The 18639-nt window shown below is 59.0% G+C and carries 15 protein-coding genes and 2 pseudogenes; 6 read left to right on the top strand and 11 right to left on the bottom strand.

Annotation, left to right across the window (positions count from 1 at the left end; translation table 11 throughout):
- Positions 1–416, top strand: a pseudogene (locus tag Q0C28_RS00950) (diaminopimelate decarboxylase); the annotation flags it as partial.
- 51 nt (positions 417–467) lie between these two features.
- A complete protein-coding gene (locus Q0C28_RS00945; RefSeq protein ID WP_293572774.1) occupies positions 468–3272 on the top strand; it encodes a DUF4175 domain-containing protein in 2805 nt (934 codons plus the stop codon).
- Positions 3273–3375: 103 nt separating this feature from the next.
- On the opposite strand, the gene Q0C28_RS00940 is transcribed toward Q0C28_RS00945, so the two are convergent.
- Complete coding sequence (locus Q0C28_RS00940) at positions 3376–4296, bottom strand: zinc-ribbon domain-containing protein (RefSeq protein WP_293572773.1); 921 nt, start codon at positions 4294–4296, stop codon at positions 3376–3378.
- Between the two features lie 213 nt (positions 4297–4509).
- On the opposite strand from Q0C28_RS00940, the gene Q0C28_RS00935 reads away from it, so the two are divergent.
- From Q0C28_RS00935 to Q0C28_RS00920, 4 genes are read left to right on the top strand one after another with little or no spacing between them, the layout of a single operon-like run.
- Positions 4510–5187 (top strand): ATP-binding cassette domain-containing protein, encoded by a 678-nt coding sequence (locus Q0C28_RS00935; protein WP_293572772.1) that lies wholly within the window; start codon positions 4510–4512, stop codon positions 5185–5187.
- On the top strand, positions 5184–6083 hold the full coding sequence (locus Q0C28_RS00930; protein ID WP_293572771.1) for a cell division protein FtsX: 900 nt from the start codon (positions 5184–5186) through the stop codon (positions 6081–6083). Before Q0C28_RS00935 ends, Q0C28_RS00930 begins: the two co-directional genes overlap by 4 nt.
- Positions 6080–6829, top strand: a complete 750-nt coding sequence (locus Q0C28_RS00925) for a 1-acyl-sn-glycerol-3-phosphate acyltransferase (protein ID WP_293572770.1) — start codon at positions 6080–6082, stop codon at positions 6827–6829. Before Q0C28_RS00930 ends, Q0C28_RS00925 begins: the two co-directional genes overlap by 4 nt.
- Positions 6807–7412 (top strand): pyridoxamine 5'-phosphate oxidase family protein, encoded by a 606-nt coding sequence (locus Q0C28_RS00920; RefSeq protein ID WP_293572769.1) that lies wholly within the window; start codon positions 6807–6809, stop codon positions 7410–7412. The genes Q0C28_RS00925 and Q0C28_RS00920 overlap by 23 nt, the downstream gene beginning before the upstream one ends.
- Before the next feature lie 64 nt (positions 7413–7476).
- Here the strand turns inward: Q0C28_RS00920 and Q0C28_RS00915 are convergent, their stop codons facing one another.
- The 10 genes and pseudogenes from Q0C28_RS00915 to Q0C28_RS17715 all read right to left on the bottom strand — a co-directional run.
- Positions 7477–7791, bottom strand: a complete 315-nt coding sequence (locus tag Q0C28_RS00915; protein WP_293572768.1) for an EthD family reductase — start codon at positions 7789–7791, stop codon at positions 7477–7479.
- Between the two features lie 110 nt (positions 7792–7901).
- Positions 7902–9299, bottom strand: coding sequence for a dihydrolipoyl dehydrogenase (gene lpdA / locus Q0C28_RS00910; RefSeq protein WP_293572767.1), 1398 nt, complete (start codon positions 9297–9299; stop codon positions 7902–7904).
- Positions 9300–9404: 105 nt separating this feature from the next.
- On the bottom strand, positions 9405–9815 hold the full coding sequence (locus Q0C28_RS00905) for an MAPEG family protein (protein WP_293572766.1): 411 nt from the start codon (positions 9813–9815) through the stop codon (positions 9405–9407).
- A gap of 7 nt (positions 9816–9822) precedes the next feature.
- On the bottom strand, positions 9823–10230 hold the full coding sequence (locus Q0C28_RS00900) for a hypothetical protein (protein WP_293572765.1): 408 nt from the start codon (positions 10228–10230) through the stop codon (positions 9823–9825).
- A 6-nt stretch (positions 10231–10236) separates the two neighbouring features.
- Entirely contained in the window at positions 10237–11754 is a 1518-nt protein-coding gene (odhB, locus tag Q0C28_RS00895) for a 2-oxoglutarate dehydrogenase complex dihydrolipoyllysine-residue succinyltransferase (protein WP_293572764.1), read from the bottom strand.
- A gap of 6 nt (positions 11755–11760) precedes the next feature.
- The gene (locus tag Q0C28_RS00890; protein ID WP_293572763.1) at positions 11761–14718 is read right to left on the bottom strand and encodes a 2-oxoglutarate dehydrogenase E1 component; all 2958 of its coding nucleotides are present in this window, start codon (positions 14716–14718) and stop codon (positions 11761–11763) included.
- A 276-nt stretch (positions 14719–14994) separates the two neighbouring features.
- On the bottom strand, positions 14995–15879 hold the full coding sequence (gene sucD / locus Q0C28_RS00885) for a succinate--CoA ligase subunit alpha (protein WP_293572762.1): 885 nt from the start codon (positions 15877–15879) through the stop codon (positions 14995–14997).
- Positions 15880–15940: 61 nt separating this feature from the next.
- Positions 15941–17134 carry an ADP-forming succinate--CoA ligase subunit beta gene (gene sucC / locus Q0C28_RS00880; protein ID WP_293572761.1) on the bottom strand — a complete coding sequence of 398 codons (1194 nt, stop codon included), beginning with the start codon at positions 17132–17134 and terminating at the stop codon, positions 15941–15943.
- A gap of 304 nt (positions 17135–17438) precedes the next feature.
- The gene (gene mdh / locus Q0C28_RS00875) at positions 17439–18401 is read right to left on the bottom strand and encodes a malate dehydrogenase (protein ID WP_293572760.1); all 963 of its coding nucleotides are present in this window, start codon (positions 18399–18401) and stop codon (positions 17439–17441) included.
- Between the two features lie 110 nt (positions 18402–18511).
- Positions 18512–18639: pseudogene (locus tag Q0C28_RS17715) on the bottom strand (IS630 family transposase); the annotation flags it as partial.

Here is an 18639-nt window from a genome sequence, read left to right as displayed (position 1 = left end):
CAGGTCTGATGGTGTCAAAGGTCATCTACGTCAAAGAAGGAGAGGGGCGCGATTTCCTCATTCTAGATGGCGCGATGAATGACCTGATCCGCCCGGCCATGTATGAAGCCCATCATGACATCGTGCCTGTAGTGGAGCCGGAACCTGGTGTGGAGCCGCGCCCCTATGATATCGTCGGCCCGGTTTGTGAGACGGGAGACACCTTCGCCAAGGAACGCCCGATGCCGCCGCTTGCCGCAGATGATCTGGTGGCATTTCGTAGCGCTGGCGCCTATGGCGCGGTGATGGCGAGCGAATATAATTCGCGTCCTCTGATCCCAGAGGTGCTGGTGCGTGGCGATCAATTCGCAGTTATCCGCCGACGCCCGGACTTTGACGAAATGATAAACCGCGATACAATTCCAGAGTGGCTCTGAATACATCTGCAGCGTTGGTGTGGGGCAGGGCCGACTGGAGGCACTGCTGCAATGGCCAATGACGCAGAGCGTTATCGCAACACGGGTTTTCAATCCGCCAGCACAGGCGGCGATGATGAGCGGGCGCAATCCGCGCGCAATGCGCCTGCAAACGCTGGCTTAAAAGCTGTGCGGTTTTCCGATCCCCGCCTTGAAAAACTGCGCTCGCAGCTGCGGTTGACCTGGCTCGGTCTGCTCTCGGAGCAGGTGGTCCGGGCGTTTTGGCCTCTTGGATCGGTCATTATGCTAGCCTTGGCGGCTTTGATGCTTGGGCTGCACGAATTGCTGGTTGTCGAACTGGTCTGGACCGGTGTTGTGCTGTCGATCTTGCTCGGCGCTGCAACTGCGGTCCGTGGCATCCGTGTCTTTACGGTGCCGTCTGCGACAGATGCGATCGTTCGACTGGATTCCACCTTGTCCGGCAATCCAATTGCGACGGTCCTGGATCAGCAAAGCATCGGTGCCGACAACCCCGACTCCCAGGCGCTTTGGCAATTGCATCAACGTCGCATGCAGGCTCGCGCAGAACGTGCAAGTGCGCCCGCTCCCGATTTGGCGCTACGCAGGCTGGATCGCTTTGGGCTGCGCTATATGGCGTTGCTGCTGTTGGCGGCAGGGCTGTCGTTTGGTTCGATTTGGCGGCTCAGTACCCTGCCTGAGATTGCGCCGGGTGCTGCGATCGCTGCGACGGGACCCTCGTGGGAGGGTTGGTTGGAGCCGCCGCAGTACACCGGATTGCCCGTTCTCTATCTGAATGATCAGGCCGGGGCGGAACTATCGGTCCCAGTTGGCAGCCAGATAACACTCAGGTTCTACGGGGAAATCGGCGATCTGACGCTGAATGAGACGGTTTCTGGCCGGACCGCTGATGTGCCATCTGCTGCGGATCCAGAACAGACGTTAGAGGTCAGCCAAGCGGGCACATTGTCAATTGATGGCCCAGGTGGCCGGGCATGGGATGTTACTGTGATCGACGATGCCGCGCCCAGCGTGCGCATCACAAGCGATCCAACATTGCAGCCTGACGATACGACGGCGTTCTTCTACGCGGCACAGGATGACTACGCCATTGTCGCGGGGTCTGTGGCGATCCGACTGGATGATGCGGCGTTGATCCGGCGTCATGGGTTGGCGGTTGATCCCGATCCGCGCGCGCCAATTGAAATGGATCTTCCCTTGCCGCTGACCGGGGATCGAAATGATTTCGAAGAGCAGGTGATCGAGGCCTTTGCCAAGCACCCTTGGGCCCATCTTCCCGTGGTGTTGCAGGTTACAGTTGAAGATGCTGCTGGGCAAGCTGCCGTTTCTGACCCTCTGGAAACCACATTGGTGACCCGGCGTTTCTTTGAGCCGCTGGCCGCTGCGGTCATTGAACAGCGGCGCGATTTGCTCTGGGCGCGGGCCAATGCGCCCCGCGTCGCACAGATTTTGCGAACACTTTCGACATATCCGGCGGAGGTGTTTCGCGACCGTGGTGATTATTTGAGGCTGCGTACAGTGTTGCGCCGGTTGGAGCGATCAATCGCAAACGATAGCCTTGATGCAGCGCTGCAGGAGGAGTTCGCCGAGGCCCTGTGGGAGCTGGCCATCCACCTGGAGGAAGGCGATGTCGGCGATGCGCTGGCGCGTTTGCAGCGGGCGCAGGAACAGCTGAGCCAAGCCATGCGTGACGGCGCCAGCGAGGAGGATATTGCCCGGCTGATGCAGCAACTGCGAGACGCAACCCAGGACTACCTGCGCCAATTGCAAAGACAGGCGCAGCGCGATGGCCAGACCTCGGATCAGCCGCAGGGGCAGACTGGCGAGACAGACAGTATGACGCTGTCGCAGCAGGATCTGCAGTCGATGATGGACCGCATCCAGGAGCTTATGGAACAGGGCCGCATGGCAGAAGCGGAGCAAGCCCTGCGAGAGTTCCAGCAGATGATGGAAAACATGCAGGTGACCGAGGGTCAGTCCGGCGAAGGTGGCGAAAACGGTCAGCAGAGCCTTGAAGAACTGGCAGACACGTTGCGCGAACAGCAGGGACTGTCCGATCAGGCGTTCCGTGATCTGCAGGAACAGTTCAATCCAAACGCAAACCGCGGCGAAAGCAGCAGCAATGAAGGCCGCAATGGTGGCCAAGGCCGTGGTCAGGCCCACGAAGGCGGGCAGGGCAACCAGGGTGGTCAAGGTGACCGCCCGGGCCAAGGCGCTTCAGAGGGGCCCAGCCAACCCGGTGATGGCGGTCAATCCGGCCAGTCTGCGCCGGGTGAAAGCGGCGGAACCCCACGTGGCGGCTCAGAGGGTCAGCCCGGGGATCAGCAACCCGGCGGTGGAATAGGATCTCTGGCCGATCGTCAAGAAAACCTGAGAAACCAGCTGCGTCGCCAACAGCAGGGACTGCCGCCGCTGGGGGGTGGGTCGGGAGAGGCGGCGCGCGATGCGCTCGATCAGGCGGGCCGCGCCATGGAGGGGGCCGAAGATGCGCTGCGTCAGGGGGATCTGGCCGGGGCAATCGACCAGCAATCCGAGGCGATGGAGTCACTGCGCGAAGGTATGCGCGCCCTGGGCGAAGCGATGGCGCAGCAACAACAACCCGGCCAACAGCAGGGCGAGGGGCGCGCCAGCCGGTCTGCCCAAGGCAATCAGCGTGACCCGCTTGGTCGGCGCAACGGAGAGCAGGGGGATGGCGGCGTGTCCGATGGGGCGTTCAGCGAAGGGCAGGCCTATCGCCGTGCCTGGGACCTGTTGGAAGAAATCCGCCGCCGTGCCGGAGAACGCGACCGCAGTGATACGGAACGCAGCTATCTGGAGCGGCTCCTGGACCGTTTCTGATCCCTTTGGCTCTCCAGTGTGTCTCCAGAAGTGTGTCTCCAGAGGTGCGCCGCGCCAATCTAAACCGATATCGTGCAGCCGTACCTTCCAGTGACGCTCAGGCTCATTGCTGAACAGCTAACGCCCTGACCTGAGTGTCGAGCCAGATCCGTGCGGCATCCACCTTCGCGACATAGGTGCTGAGATAGGGATCTGCCTGCGGCACTTTTTGCGCAATCAATGGCGCATTGTCATAGGCCATCGCCAATCCCAGCGCGACGATTATGGTGATGGCAAAGCCACGGATAAAGCCGCTCTTCTTTCGTGGCACGGGCTGATCTTCGAAGTGATTTGGCACCTCAACGTCCGGTTCGTCGGACCGCAGTGTCGAGTTGATTTCATCAATGTTGGGCAACAATCCGCGGCGCGAATCTGTTTCCTCTGTCGACACTTGCTGCGGGTCTTCGCCGCGCAATCTTGCGGTATGAAGCCGTGCTTCTCGGGCGCGCCTTGCGGAGGCTTCTTCCGGCAGGGATTCCAGCCCAAAGTCTGTTTGCGTGTGTAGATTTGCGGCCTCAGATTTGCGCAATTGCGCCTCTCGCTCGGCTTCTTCCCGCAGGATGTCGCTGATCGCAGGGTCTAATCCCCGTTGGACAGGTGTCGGTTGTTCGGCGGGCTCCGGTTTGGGATCTGCGTTATCGGCAAAGGCTGGCGTTGCCTCACGCTCTTCGGTGTCCACCGCGTCTGCAGCTGGCGGTAGGTCGGCCTCTGCGATATCTGCCGTGTCAGTTGGCTCGACAGGCTGATCTGCGACTACATCTGTAGGTTCAGCTGGTTCTGTCGGTTGCTCCGGCTCCGCTGCTTGTTCCGTGGGTGTTGCGGGCGCCGCGGCCGCTGCGACATCAACCGCGTCCATGGGCAGAGGTGCCGCGGCCTGAAACCAGGTTTGGCCGCAGTTCGAACATTGCACATCGCGCCCTTCTTCCGGGATTACATCATCCGGCACCTCATATTGGGCAGCACAATTCGGACATGTCAGTCGCATGGGTCACTCCTTGGGACCTGATTGCTCCGGGGGGACCGGGCGGCTGGCGGCGGGTGATTGTCCAATGATCATAGGCAGTTCCGGCTGATCAAGAAAGGGCCAATTGTATCTTTACGGTTTGTTGTCCGCCGCCGCTGATCTCGCAGTGGCCCCGTGGCCATTGAAACTGTCTGCGTGCTGAGGCAAAACAGCCAAGACCAAAAGGGGGCCGCCGTGATCGAGCTAGAAAATGTAGGTTACAACTACGGTGGTGGAGAGCTGCTGACGGATGTGTCGGTGCAGCTGGCGCCGGGGTCGTTCCATTTTCTTACCGGCCCATCAGGTGCGGGTAAGACCACCCTGCTGAAACTCTGCTATGGTGCGTTGACGCCAACGATGGGCCGCGTGCGCGCATTTAATATGGACGTCAAAGGGTTAGACCGTGACCAGATGGCTTATCTGCGCCGTCGTGTCGGGGTCGTTCATCAGGACTGCCGGTTTCTCGATCACCTATCCATTCTGGAGAATATCGCACTACCACTGACGGTTTCAGGCCGCGATATCGGCCAGGAAGAGGCCAACCTGCAAGAGCTGTTGAGCTGGGTTGGCCTGTCTGACCGTGCGCATGCGACGCCCCCCGAACTGTCCGGAGGTGAACGCCAAAGAGCCGCGCTTGCGCGCTCGGTGATCTTGTCCCCGGATGTGATCATCGCGGATGAGCCGACGGGCAATGTGGACTGGGAAATGTCGCAACGGCTGCTGCAGCTGCTTGTTGAGCTCAACCACATGGGCAAAACCATTCTGGTTGCGACTCATGATCTGTCGCTGATCAGAGCGGCCAAGAAACAGGTGCAGGCCCGGGTGTTGCGGATTTCCAACCGGCAATTGCAGCAGGCGGGAGCAGATCTATGAGCCTCTTACACCTGCGCAGCCTGATTGTTGGGGATGCACAAGCCGACCGTGTCGTGCCGCCGAGTGGCTTTACAGCGCAGCTGACGCTGTTTGTGTCAGGGGCGATGGCGTTTCTGGCCGTTTTTGCGTTGGCATTGTCGATGGCGTCGGGGCGGTTGGCGGATCGTTGGGCCGAAGAGCTGGCGCGGGCCGCCACCCTGCGGATTTCAGCACCTCTGGAGCAGAGGCAAGCGCAGACCGACGCAGCCTTGGCGATTTTGCAGCAAACCCCTGGCGTGGCCTCGGCACGAGCGCTCAGCCGTGAAGAGCAGGCCGCTTTGTTGGCGCCCTGGTTCGGCGGTGAGTTGCCGTTGGACAGCCTGCCTGTTCCACAGCTGATCGAAGTGATTGCCGACACCCCAGGCTATGACGAGACAGGCCTCCGCTTGCGGTTGCAGGCCGAAGTGCCTGGCGCGGTGTTGGATGATCACACCCGCTGGCGCGAACCGCTGGTTGATGCGGCGCAGACATTGCGGCGCCTTGCCTGGGTGTCGATCCTGCTGATTGGGGGCGCAACCGCGGCGATGATCACCCTTGCGGCCAATGCGGCACTGGCGGCCAATGCACAGGTGATCGAAGTGCTGCGCCTTGTCGGAGCCCTGGACACCTATATTGCGCAGGCTTTTGTGCGGCGATTTACACTGCGGGCTTTTGTCGGCGCTACGGTCGGCATGGGGTTTGGCATTATAGGGGTCTGGTTGATGCCCGAAGCCTCCCGCGAGGGCGGGTTCCTTACGGGATTGGGATTGCAAGGCTGGGGTTGGTTGGCCCCCTTGGCAATCCCGGTTCTAGGTGCGCTTGTGGCTTTTGTCGCCACCAGCCGCGCCGCCAATAAACGTCTGGGAGATTTGGCGTGAGATTTGCATTTCAATGGCTGCGATCGGCCTTTTTCGTCTTTCAGATGTATCTGATGATGCCGATTTTTGGCCTGGTGTTTGCGCCTTGGGCGATCTTCAGCAAGCGGGGCGCACGGGCCTGTTGCAAGAGTTACTCGCGCTATGTCTTTTTGACAGCGCGCTTGCTGGTTGGGATCCGCTGCGAGGTGCGTGGACCGATCCCTGAAGGCGAAGTACTGATTGCGGCCAAGCATCAGTCCTTCCTCGACATCATGATGATTTTCACGGCGCTGCCGACTGCGAAATTTATCATGAAAAAAGAGATCCTGCGCACCCCTGTGGTTGGACAATATGCACGGCTGTTGGATTGTGTCGCTGTGGATCGTGGCAAACGCGGTGCCGCCATCCAGAAGATGGTTGAAGAGGTCGAAGCAGGCCGCCAAGACGCCGGGCAGTTGATCATCTATTCCCAAGGCACCCGTGTCGCTCCTGGCGTTCGCAAGGAATACAAGGTCGGCACCGCCGTGCTTTATGAGCAGCTTAATCAGCCCTGTGTCCCGGTTGCGACCAACGTTGGGGTGCTGTGGCCCAGAACCGGCATCATGCGCAAACCAGGGGTGGCTGTGGTCGAGTTCATGGAGCCATTCGCACCTGGATTGGATCGTGATCAGTTTATGACGGCCTTGGAGCAGCAGGTGGAAGCCCGCTCCAGCCAATTGATGCAGGAAGCGGGGTTTGTGTTTGATGGAGTTTCTGAAGACAATTGACGAGTTGGAGGCGCTCTACGGCACGCCGGGGGCACCATCTTTGCGCAAAGTGGCCCATCAACTGACGCCGCTTTATCGGAAATGGATTATGTCGTCGCGGCTTTGCATGCTGACGACAGTTGGACCAGAAGGCACCGATGACAGCCCTCGCGGGGACGATGGACCTGTGGTCTTGGAGTTGGATCCTGATCGTCTTGCCCTGCCGGATTGGCGCGGCAACAATCGTCTCGATAGTCTGCGCAACATCGTGCGCGATGGGCGGGTATCCTTGATGTTTTTGGTGCCGGGATCAAACAATGTGGTCCGTGTGAATGGCACCGCCCAAGTGACCGCTGATCCAGATTTGCTGCAGCGGTTTGACAAGGCGGGTAAGCGGCCACGCACGGTGATTGTAATCGAGATCAACGAGATCTACAGCCAATGCGCTCGCGCCTTCATGCGGGCGCGCATCTGGACCGCGGGCGACGAGAGCGAAGGACTGCCCACAGTTGGCGCTTTGCTGGCGGAGCAGACCGAAGGTGAAGAAGGGGGGCGCACCTACGACGAAGAATGGGCGCCCCGCGCTGCCAAAACCATGTGGTAGCGGATCACGCGTGTTTGGGCTTGGTTAGACCCAGCGATATGAGTGGATTTGACCCAGACGCTTTTTAGCCCATCAACACATCACCAATCAGGATTTGTGGTCTGATATTGGTGAAATTGCTGACATCATCGATGATTGGGCCACCTTTTTCACCCATGGCCGTGTCCAGTTTGTCCATGTCGGCAAATGTGATGGTCGCAATCAGGAGAAACGCGGGCGGCACATCTGGTCCGCTGGCAAGCCCGCGAGAAGCCTCGACAGTTTCCATCAGGTCGCCCCAGTGTTCTTCCAGCAAGGGGAGATGTGTCTTTTCATAGTAGTCAAAGTCAAATGTCGCGTCTTCGGATGCGGGATAGATCACTTGCAGGCTGACGGTCATTGTTTGGCGTCCTCTTTATGACAAAGCGGCCCACCAATGGGGGCCGCTTGGGTGTTTTTGCGGTCTAACAGGAAATCAAGGCGCGAGGCACCCGGTTTGCTGTTAGGCGATCAGCTGTGAATGGCGCCATCGCCGCAGGCAAGCGCGGCTTCGCGGACGGCCTCCGAATAGGTCGGATGGGCATGACAGGTCAGCGCCAGATCTTCGGCGGAGGCGCCAAATTCCATCGCAACGCAGATTTCGTGGATCAAATCCCCGGCGGCGGGCCCGATGATGGAGGCCCCCAGGATGCGATCGGTTTCTGCATCGGCGATCAACTTAACAAAACCATCGCCCTGATGAACGGCCTTGGCGCGGCCATTGCCCATGAAATTGAACTTGCCAACCTTGATCTTGCGGCCCTCGGCTTTCAGCGCGTCTTCTCCGACGCCGACATTAGCGACTTCGGGCACGGTGTAGACCACACCCGGGATCACGCCATAGTTCACATGACCGTGCTTGCCGGCGATGACGTCAGCAACCGCCATCCCTTCGTCCTCTGCCTTATGTGCCAGCATCGGACCGTCGATCACATCACCGATGGCATAGATACCCGGCACATTGGTTGCCCAATGACCGTCTGTCGCGATCTGGCCGCGTTCTGTCATCTTGACGCCAAGTGCGTCGAGGCCGAGGCCTTCAGCAAACGGCTTGCGGCCAGTGGCAACCAGAACAACGTCCGCGTCCAGAGTTTCGGCGTCATCCGGTTTTTTCTTCAGCGCATAGGACACTTTGGCTTTGGTCTTGGTGGCTTCGACCCCTTGAACCGCGGCGCCCATGATGAAGTTCAGTCCCTGTTTTTCCAGGATCCGTTTGAATGTGCGCTGCACGTCTTTGTCCATGCCGGGGCAGACGGCATCCATGTATTCGACAACAGTCACATCGGATCCGAGCCGCGCGTAGACCGAGCCCAGCTCCAGCCCGATCACGCCAGCACCGATCACCACCATTTTCTTGGGGATCTTCGGCAGTTCCAAGGCTCCGGTGCTGTCCACAACAATGCCTTTGTCATTGTCGACCTCAACACCGGGAAGGGCGGAGGGAACGGAACCGGAGGCGATCACGATATTCTTGGTCTCGTAGGTGTCATCACCCACCTTGACCTGACCTGCTGCTGGGATCGAGGCCCAGCCCTTAAGCCAGTCGATCTTGTTCTTTTTCATCAAGAACTCAACGCCGCCGGTGTTCTGGCCGATCACGTCGTCTTTGTAGGCTTTCATTTGCGTCCAGTCGACGGACGGGGCTTTGCCCTTCAGACCCATCTTGGCGAAGTTGTGCTCTGCATCGTGGAGCGCATGGGTTGCGTGCAACAGCGCTTTGGAGGGGATGCAGCCCACGTTGAGGCAAGTGCCGCCAAGGGTTTCGCGCCCTTCGACGATAGCGGTTTTCAGGCCCAGCTGGGCGCAGCGGATGGCGCTGACATAGCCGCCGGGGCCTGCGCCGATGATGATCACGTCATAGGATGCCATTTGGATGTGCTCCTTTGGGGTTGAGCCGGGAGAGAGGAACAGAGAGGGGGCGCTGCCCCCGGCCCATGTGGGCCTCCCCCGGAGTATTTTGAGAAAGATGACAGGTCATGTCAGCGCCGAAATCAGCATGATCGTGGTTGCCAGGTAACCCGCGGCCCAGAAGAAACTGCGCCAAGGCACCCAGCCAAACGCATAGGCCGGAATATAGAGCAACCGGCCAGCAAGATAGGACCAGCAACAGGCAACAGTGAGTGGACTAGACGCGTCTGCAAGCGTGATGACCACGCAGGCAATGGTGAAGAGGATCAGTCCCTCGAAGTGGTTCGACATTGCCCTGTGCAGACGCGCAGTGCGGGTGGAGAGTTGATCGAGCAGATCACCGCCCAGACGATCCCGGTCGCGCGGGCTGAGCGTTTTGCCGTGGCCCAGCTCCAGGTTGGCAGGCACCGCCATCAGAGCGATCTGGAACACCTGCAAGAGCGCGGCGAGGGTGAGGGCGGTGAGTTCGGGGGTCATTTAGACCTTACACAATGTTTGTTGAGGTTGCAGATCGGTTTCGCAGCCAGATCACGATGCCTGACAGAGCCACGAAGTTCAGGATACTGGAAACAATGGTGCCAAGTGTATAAAGCGCGCCCAACCCGATGAGATTGCTGCCAACAAAAAATCCTAGCAGAAGGTATCCACCGTAGAGAATGCCCACTACCGCCCAGTCGCGGGCAAGAGCATAGAGAAAAAAGACATAGAATATGCAAATCGCTACCACCGCTTGCGAGTAGGGTGCAATCTCATTCCCAGCAGCAACTTCCAGCGTGCCAATAACGGCGAACAGCCCCCAGACAACGGCGAGTTGAACAAGAGTTGCGCGCGCTGCGAGGCGGCGGCCATCCGCCGCCCGGCCCTCCTCCGTAATCTGGAATAGCGCGCGCATGCTTTCTTACAGATCCATCAGCAGACGGCGGGGATCTTCCAGCGCTTCTTTGACGCGTACGAGGAAGGTCACAGCGCCTTTGCCGTCGACGATCCGGTGGTCGTAGGATAGCGCTAGATACATCATCGGGCGGATCTCCACCTTGCCGTTGATCGCCATCGGACGGTCCTGGATTTTGTGCATGCCGAGGATGCCTGATTGTGGCGGGTTCAGGATCGGTGAGGACATAAGGGACCCGTAGACACCACCGTTGGAGATGGTGAAGGTTCCGCCCTGCATTTCAGCCATCGACAGTTTGCCATCACGGGCGCGGGCGCCTTTTTCGGCAATCGCTTTTTCGATGTCGGCAAAGGACATCGCATCAGCGTCGCGAATGACCGGAACCACGAGACCGGTGGGCGTGCCTGCGGCGATGCCCATGTGGACGAAGTTCTTGTAGACGATATCGGTGCCGTCGATCTCGGCGTTGACTTCGGGCACCTCGTTGAGCGCGTGACAGCAGGCCTTGGTGAAGAAGGACATGAAGCCCAGTTTCACGCCATGTTTCTTCAGGAACAAGTCTTTGTACTCGTTCCGCAGGGCCATCACCTCGGTCATGTCCACCTCATTGTAGGTGGTCAACATGGCGGCAGTGTTCTGGCTGTCCTTAAGGCGTTTGGCGATGGTCTGGCGCAGACGGGTCATTTTCACCCGTTCTTCGCGGGCGGCATCGTCTGCGGCCACTGGCGCGCGCACGGGGGTGGCTGCTGGTGCTGTGGCGGCCGCTGGGGCCGCTGCTGCAGCAGCTACGGCACGGGTCACATCGTCTTTCATGATACGACCATCACGGCCGGTCCCTTCGACCTGGCCCGCGGTCAGCCCGGCCTCTGCCATTGCTTTCTCCGCGGAGGGCGCGTTTGCGATATCTTTGCCTCCAGTCGACGGGGTTGCAGCGGCTGCAGTGGCAGGCGCGGGAGTGGCTGTTGCTGCGCTACCGCCAGAAATTACACCCAATTTCGCAGAGGCTTCGACGGTGCTGCCCTCGGCCGCTGAAATTTCAGTCAGGACACCGGCAACAGGGGCGGGAACCTCGACAGAGACCTTGTCGGTTTCCAGCTCGCAGAGCATTTCATCCTGCGCCACGGTGTCGCCGACCTGTTTGAACCAGGTGGATACTGTCGCTTCGGTCACCGACTCTCCGAGCGTCGGGACCATGACATCTGTTGCGGAGCCAGAGGACGCCGGGGCTTCAACGGCCGGGGACGCCGCTGCCGGAGCGGCGGCTGCTGGCGCTGCCGTTGCGGCACCACCTTCCGAAATGGTGGCGAGCAGGGCGTCAACTCCCACAGTCTCGCCCTCGGCTGCGATGATATCGCCAAGCGTGCCAGCGGCGGGTGCGGGAACTTCGACCGTCACCTTATCGGTTTCCAGCTCGCAAAGCATTTCATCGGCGGCCACCGCATCGCCTGGTTTCTTGAACCAGGTCGCAACAGTTGCCTCGGTCACGGATTCGCCCAGAGTGGGGACACGAACTTCGGTGGTCATGGGGTGTTATCCTTCGATGCTCAGCGCTTCGTTCACGAGCGCAGCTTGTTGGGCTTTGTGTTGGCTGGCCAGGCCCGTTGCGGGCGAAGCCGATGTGGCACGACCAACATATGTCGGACGGTTGTGCTTGGCGCCGATACGCGTCAGCACCCATTCGATGTTGGGTTCAATGAACGTCCAAGCGCCTTGGTTTTTCGGTTCTTCCTGGCACCAGACGATTTCAGCGCCTTTGAAGCGTTCCAGTTCCTTCACCATGGAGATCGCGGGGAACGGATAATACTGTTCGATCCGCATCAGATAGATGTCATCGATGCCCCGTGCGTCGCGTTCTTCCAGCAGGTCGTAGTAGACCTTGCCGGAACAGAGCACCACGCGTTTGATCTTGTCATCGGCCATCAGTTTTGTGTCCGAATTGCCGTGCTGTGCGTCGTCCCACAGCACGCGGTGGAAGGATGACCCTGTGGTGAACTCAGAGGCCTTGGAAACTGCGAGTTTGTGGCGCAGCAGAGACTTTGGCGTCACCAGAATCAGCGGCTTGCGGAAAGTGCGGTGCAGCTGTCGACGCAGGATGTGGAAGTAGTTCGCGGGTGTCGTGCAATTGGCCACGATCCAGTTGTCTTGCCCACACATCTGAAGGAACCGTTCGAGGCGAGCGGAGGAGTGCTCTGGCCCCTGTCCTTCAAAACCATGCGGCAGCAGGCAGACCAGGCCAGACATGCGCAACCATTTGCTTTCGCCAGAGGAAATGAACTGGTCGAACATGATCTGTGCGCCGTTGGCGAAATCGCCGAACTGGGCTTCCCAAAGGGTCAGCGCGTTCGGCTCTGCCAGCGAATAGCCATATTCAAAGCCCAGCACTGCATATTCCGAAAGTGCAGAATCGATGACCTCGTATTGGGCCTGGCCTTTGCGGATGTTGTTGAGCGGGTAGTACCGCTCTTCCGTGTCCTGGTTCACCACGCCGGAATGACGCTGCGAGAAGGTGCCGCGCGTTGCATCCTGGCCCGCCAGGCGCACAGGATACCCTTCGGTCAGGAGAGAGCCAAAGGCCAGCGCTTCGCCAGTTGCCCAATCGATCCCTTCACCAGTGGACATCATTTTGGCCCGGGTATCTAGGAAACGGCTGATGGTCTTGTGGGTGGCAAAACCTTCGGGCACGCTCGACAGCGCTTTGCCGACTTCGGCAAAGGTGTCAGGTTCGATTGATGTCTGACCGCGTTGGTAGTCGGTGTCTTTCTTATCCAGATGGGACCAGCGCCCGTCCAACCAATCAGCTTTGTTGGGTTTGAAGTCCTTGCCGGCCTCGAATTCTGCATTCAGACGCGCCTGGAACGCTGCCTTCATGTCTTCGATTTCGCCTTCCGGGATGAGCCCGTCTTTCACCAGACGCTCCGTGTACAGCGAGAGCGTGGTCTTGTGGCCCTTGATCTTCTTGTACATCAACGGGTTGGTGAACATCGGCTCGTCGCCTTCGTTGTGACCAAACCGGCGGTAGCAGAAGATATCGAGCACCACATCCTTGTGGAATTTCTGGCGGAATTCGGTTGCCACTTTGGCGGCGTGGACAACCGCTTCGGGGTCGTCACCGTTGACGTGAAAAATCGGTGCTTCAACGACCAAAGCATTGTCGGTTGGATATGGGGAGGAGCGGGAGAAGTGCGGCGCCGTGGTGAACCCGATCTGGTTGTTCACAACGATGTGCATGGTGCCGCCGGCCTTGTGCCCGCGCAGACCAGACAGTGCAAAACACTCTGCCACAACGCCCTGGCCTGCGAATGCAGCATCGCCGTGCAGCAGGATTGGCAGAACCTTTGATCGCTCATCATCATTCAGCTGATCCTGTTTGGCCCGGACCTTGCCCAGAACAACAGGGTTCACCGCCTCCAGGTGGGAGGGATTGGCTGTCAGCGACAAGTGGACGGAATTGCCGTCAAACTCCCGGTCGGAGGACGCACCGAGGTGGTATTTCACATCGCCGGATCCGTCGACATCCTCGGGCTTGAAGCTGCCACCCTGAAATTCGTTGAAAATCGCGCGGTAGGGTTTTTGCATCACGTTTGCCAGCACGGACAAACGGCCCCGGTGCGGCATGCCGATGACGATCTCCTGGACGCCGAGGTTACCACCGCGTTTGATGATCTGCTCCATCGCGGGGATCAGGCTTTCGCCACCGTCCAGACCAAAGCGCTTGGTGCCCATGTATTTGACATGAAGGAATTTCTCGAACCCTTCTGCCTCGACCATTTTGTTCAGGATCGCTTTGCGCCCTTCACGGGTGAAGCGGATTTCTTTGTCGTAACCTTCGATCCGCTCTTTCAACCAGCTGGCTTGCTCAGGGTCCGAGATATGCATGTATTGCAGCGCAAATGTGCCGCAGTAGGTGCGTTTCACGATGTCGACGATCTGCCGCATCGTGGCCACCTGCAGGCCAAGGACATTGTCGATAAAGATCGGACGATCCATGTCCGCATCAGCAAAACCGTAGCTGCGCGGATCCAGTTCCGGGTGGGGCGTTTCTTGGCGCATGCCGAGGGGATCCAGGTTCGCAGCCAGATGACCGCGGATCCGGTAGGCGCGGATCAGCATCAGGGCGCGGATCGAATCCAGGACGGCGCGCTGCACCTGATCGTCCGTCACTTCGACGCCTGCGCTGGCAGCTTTGTCTTTAATCTTCTTGCCTGCTCCTTTGGCTTCGGCAGGCGCGGGCCATTCACCGGTCAACGCGCTTGTCAGATCGTCGTTGGGCGCGGGCGGCCAATCATTGCGCGCCCAGGACGGCCCTGCGGCTTCTGCTTTTACGTCCAGTTCGGCATCGCCCATCTGGCGAAAGAAATCAGCCCAGGCAGCATCAACGGCATTTGGGTCATTGGCGTATTGTGCGTACAGCTGCTCAAGATACTCTGCGTTGTGCCCCTGCATGAAGGAGGAGGCGTGGAAGAGATCGTTGGGGCTTTGTTCGGTCATTTGAGTGCCTCGTGCGGGTTGGGACCGTATATGTTGGGACCTGCGGTCAGTCAGTTGCAGCCTGATCAGAAGACGTTTCGGAACAGTAAAACGCCAAATAAATCCTGCGGCGGATGGCACCTGCCTGCGCTGTTGCCAGCGAAAGTACCCGTGCCATCTGCAAAAGGATCCGATGAGCGATCGAGCGAGAGTTGCCGATCAACGGCCAAGCCCCGGCGAACGATAACTGTCCGCCGGGGATAATTGTGCGCGCGAAGAGTTGCGCGGCGATTGGCATTATTTGCCAATCGCTTTCAGAACCGCTTCGCCCAATGTTGCGGGGCTGTCTGCCACAACGATGCCTGCGGATTTCATCGCTTCGATCTTGTCTTCGGCACCGCCCTTGCCACCTGCAACAATCGCGCCAGCGTGACCCATGCGGCGACCCGGAGGTGCTGTGCGGCCCGCGATGAAACCGGCTACCGGCTTCCAGCGGCCTTTTTTCTTCTGCTCGGCGAGGAATTCTGCGGCTTCTTCTTCTGCGGAACCGCCGATCTCACCAATCATGATCATGGATTGGGTTTCTGGATCATCCAGGAACATGTCCAACACGTCGATATGCTCGGTGCCCTTGATCGGGTCGCCACCGATGCCCACGGCGGTGGATTGGCCGAGACCGATGTCTGCGGTCTGCTTCACGGCCTCGTAGGTCAGGGTGCCAGAGCGGGACACAACGCCGACAGAGCCACGCTTGTGGATGAGGCCGGGCATAATACCGATTTTGCAGGCATCCGGGGTGATAACACCAGGGCAGTTCGGGCCGATCAGGCGCGAGGTGCTATCCTGCAGGGCACGCTGAACGCGCATCATGTCCAGAACCGGAATACCTTCGGTGATGCAGACGATCAGTTCCATTTCGGCGTCAATCGCCTCCAGGATGGAATCGGCCGCAAACGGGGGCGGCACATAGATCACGGACGCATTTGCTTCGGTCACATGTTTGGCTTCGTGTACAGAGTTGAAGACCGGCAGGTTCAGGTGGGTCTGACCCCCTTTGCCCGGCGTGACGCCACCAACCATTTTGGTGCCATAAGCAATGGCCTGTTCGGAATGGAATGTGCCCTGCGAGCCGGTGAAGCCCTGACAGATGACCTTGGTGTTTTCGTCGATGAGGACTGCCATTTGGCGTTCTCCTTAGAATACTTAGCTTTGGGGAAAGGTGGGTTGGCACCCACCCCAAGGATTAGCCTTTGACAGCTTTCACGATCTTCTCGGCGCCATCAGACAGGTTGTCGGCAGCGATCACATCCAAACCGGAGGTGTTGATGATCTCTTTGCCGGCTTCCACGTTGGTGCCTTCGAGACGGACAACCAGCGGTACCTGCAACCCGACCTCTTTCACCGCAGCGACCACGCCTTCGGCGATGACGTCACAGCGCATGATGCCGCCGAAGATGTTGACGAGGATACCTTTGACGTTGGGGTCAGATGTGATGATCTTGAACGCCTCGGTCACTTTCTCTTTGGTGGCGCCGCCACCGACGTCGAGGAAGTTCGCAGGCTCAGCACCGTAAAGCTTGATGATATCCATTGTGGCCATCGCCAGACCTGCGCCGTTCACCATGCAGCCGATTTCACCGTCCAGTGCGATGTAATTCAGGTCGTATTTCGACGCTTCCAGCTCTTTGGGATCTTCTTCGGTGGTGTCACGCAGTTCCGCGATGTCTGGATGGCGATAAACCGCGTTACCGTCGAAACCAACCTTCGCGTCGAGCACTTTCAGATTGCCATCGTCGGAAATGATCAGCGGATTGATTTCCAGCATTTCCATGTCTTTGTCGACGAAGGCCTGATAGAGCTGGCCCATCAGTTTGACGCATTGCTTGACCTGTGCACCCTCCAGCCCGAGCGAGAAGGCAATGCGCCGACCGTGGAATGCCTGATAACCAGTTGCCGGATCAACCGAGAAAGACAGGATCTTCTCCGGGGTCGCGGCTGCGACTTCTTCGATGTCCATGCCGCCTTCGGTGGAGCAGACAAAAGAGATGCGGGACGTTTGACGATCCACCAGCAGGGCGAGGTAGAGTTCGGTTTGGATGCCAGATCCAGCCTCGATGTAGATGCGGTTGACCTGCTTGCCCGCGGGGCCGGTCTGGTGGGTCACCAATGTGCGGCCCAGCATTTTCTTGGCTTCGTCGGCGGCCTCTTCGACGGATTTGGTAAGACGCACGCCGCCTTTTTCGCCGGCATCTGCTTCTTGAAAGGAACCTTTGCCGCGTCCGCCTGCGTGGATCTGTGCTTTGACAACCCAGAGCGGGCCGTCCAATTCTCCGGCCGCGGTTTTGGCATCCTCCGCCTTGAGCACCACACGCCCGTCGGAGACTGGCGCGCCGTAGCTGCGAAGAAGGGCCTTGGCCTGATATTCGTGGATGTTCATCTGAAACTGTCCCGTCTGGCTACAATTGTTCAATCTAATGAGCCCTTATAGGCGCATTGTTTAAAGGGTTTTCTTACCGCAGCGAAAAAAATAGCGAGGATTTTGCGCATTTGTGATCACGGTTTTTGAGCGTGTGATCACAAATTTATAAATGATGAAAACGCCTGATTCGATCCTGGGGATGTTTTGCCATCTGATGCGTGGGATGCGCTATTGCCGACAGTTGGGTGCCAAAATGCGGCGGCGGCAATGAAAAAAGCCCGCCGGTTCCGGCGGGCTTTGTAGTGATCGCGATGTGTGCGTCTTACGCCAGCGAGCTGTCGATGCCTTTGCAGGCCTCAACCAGGCCCTTCACCGCGTTGACGGAGTTGTCGAACATGGCCTGCTCGTCTGCGGTCATCTTGATGTTGATAACCCGTTCGATGCCGCCCGCGCCAATCACGGTGGGCACACCCACATACATGCCGGACAGGCCAAGCGCGCCGTCAACATAGGCCGCACAGGGCAGGACGCGTTTCTGGTCTTTCAGGTAGGCCTCGGCCATTTCGATTGCAGATGTCGCAGGCGCGTAGAAAGCCGAACCGGTTTTCAGCAGGCCAACGATTTCTGCGCCGCCATCGCGGGTGCGCTGAACGATCGCGTCCATTTTTTCCTGGCTGGTCCAGCCCATTTCAACCAGATCGGGCAGCGGAATGCCGGCCACGGTGGAATACCGTGTCAGTGGCACCATGGTGTCGCCGTGGCCGCCCAGAACGAAGGCAGTGACGTCTTTCATGGAGACCTTGAATTCTTCTGCCAGGAAGTGACGGAAGCGTGCAGAGTCGAGAACACCCGCCATGCCGCAGACTTTCTCGTGGGGCAGACCCGAGAACTCGCGCAGAGCCCAGACCATCGCATCTAGAGGGTTGGTGATGCAGATCACGAAGGCGTCTGGCGCATGATCGCGGATGCCTTCGCCGACGGATTTCATGACTTTGAGATTGATGCCCAGCAGATCATCGCGGGACATGCCCGGCTTGCGTGGCACGCCAGCGGTCACGATGCAAACGTCGGCGCCAGCGATATCTTCGTAGGATTGGGTGCCTTTGAGGCTGGCGTCAAACCCTTCGGAAGGGCCAGACTCTGCGATATCAAGCGCCTTGCCTTCTGGGGTGCCTTCGGCGATGTCGAACAGAACGACGTCGCCGAGTTCTTTCAGAGCTGCGAGGTGGGCAAGCGTGCCACCAATCTGACCTGCGCCAATCAGGGCGATTTTGGGTCGAGCCATTGGGTTTTCTCTCCGGTCCGGTTGTGATTGCCGCGACGACTACGGCGTTCCGCAGCCTCGCGCAAGATGTCAGGGGCTGGTTTGGGTGTCACGAAACGGCTATACCGCACTCACCCCAAAACCCGAAATTTTTCGTGTGTTATGACCCTGAAGTTGTCTGAGACCTGATCTCGGAATGTTTTCCACTCTTTGGGGATGGTTTCGCGGAAGAATCTCAGGATCGCATCGGCGAATTGCT

Origin of the sequence: Phaeobacter sp. (assembly GCF_022825805.1) — a bacterium.
In the GTDB taxonomy this organism is placed as follows: domain Bacteria; phylum Pseudomonadota; class Alphaproteobacteria; order Rhodobacterales; family Rhodobacteraceae; genus Phaeobacter.
Note: the sequence above shows the minus strand (reverse complement) of the source record. Positions and strands in the feature narration are given on the sequence as shown.

Coding starts and splice junctions, on each gene's coding strand:
- Q0C28_RS00905 (WP_293572766.1), bottom strand. CDS start 9,815: ATGACCCCCGAACTCACCGCCCTCACCCTCGCCGCGCTCTTGCAGGTG.
- mdh (WP_293572760.1), bottom strand. CDS start 18,401: ATGGCTCGACCCAAAATCGCCCTGATTGGCGCAGGTCAGATTGGTGGC.
- lpdA (WP_293572767.1), bottom strand. CDS start 9,299: ATGGCATCCTATGACGTGATCATCATCGGCGCAGGCCCCGGCGGCTAT.
- Q0C28_RS00940 (WP_293572773.1), bottom strand. CDS start 4,296: ATGCGACTGACATGTCCGAATTGTGCTGCCCAATATGAGGTGCCGGAT.
- Q0C28_RS00900 (WP_293572765.1), bottom strand. CDS start 10,230: ATGCGCGCGCTATTCCAGATTACGGAGGAGGGCCGGGCGGCGGATGGC.
- Q0C28_RS00920 (WP_293572769.1), top strand. CDS start 6,807: ATGGAGTTTCTGAAGACAATTGACGAGTTGGAGGCGCTCTACGGCACG.
- Q0C28_RS00915 (WP_293572768.1), bottom strand. CDS start 7,791: ATGACCGTCAGCCTGCAAGTGATCTATCCCGCATCCGAAGACGCGACA.
- Q0C28_RS00930 (WP_293572771.1), top strand. CDS start 5,184: ATGAGCCTCTTACACCTGCGCAGCCTGATTGTTGGGGATGCACAAGCC.
- sucC (WP_293572761.1), bottom strand. CDS start 17,134: ATGAACATCCACGAATATCAGGCCAAGGCCCTTCTTCGCAGCTACGGC.
- sucD (WP_293572762.1), bottom strand. CDS start 15,879: ATGGCAGTCCTCATCGACGAAAACACCAAGGTCATCTGTCAGGGCTTC.
- odhB (WP_293572764.1), bottom strand. CDS start 11,754: ATGACCACCGAAGTTCGTGTCCCCACTCTGGGCGAATCCGTGACCGAG.
- Q0C28_RS00890 (WP_293572763.1), bottom strand. CDS start 14,718: ATGACCGAACAAAGCCCCAACGATCTCTTCCACGCCTCCTCCTTCATG.
- Q0C28_RS00945 (WP_293572774.1), top strand. CDS start 468: ATGGCCAATGACGCAGAGCGTTATCGCAACACGGGTTTTCAATCCGCC.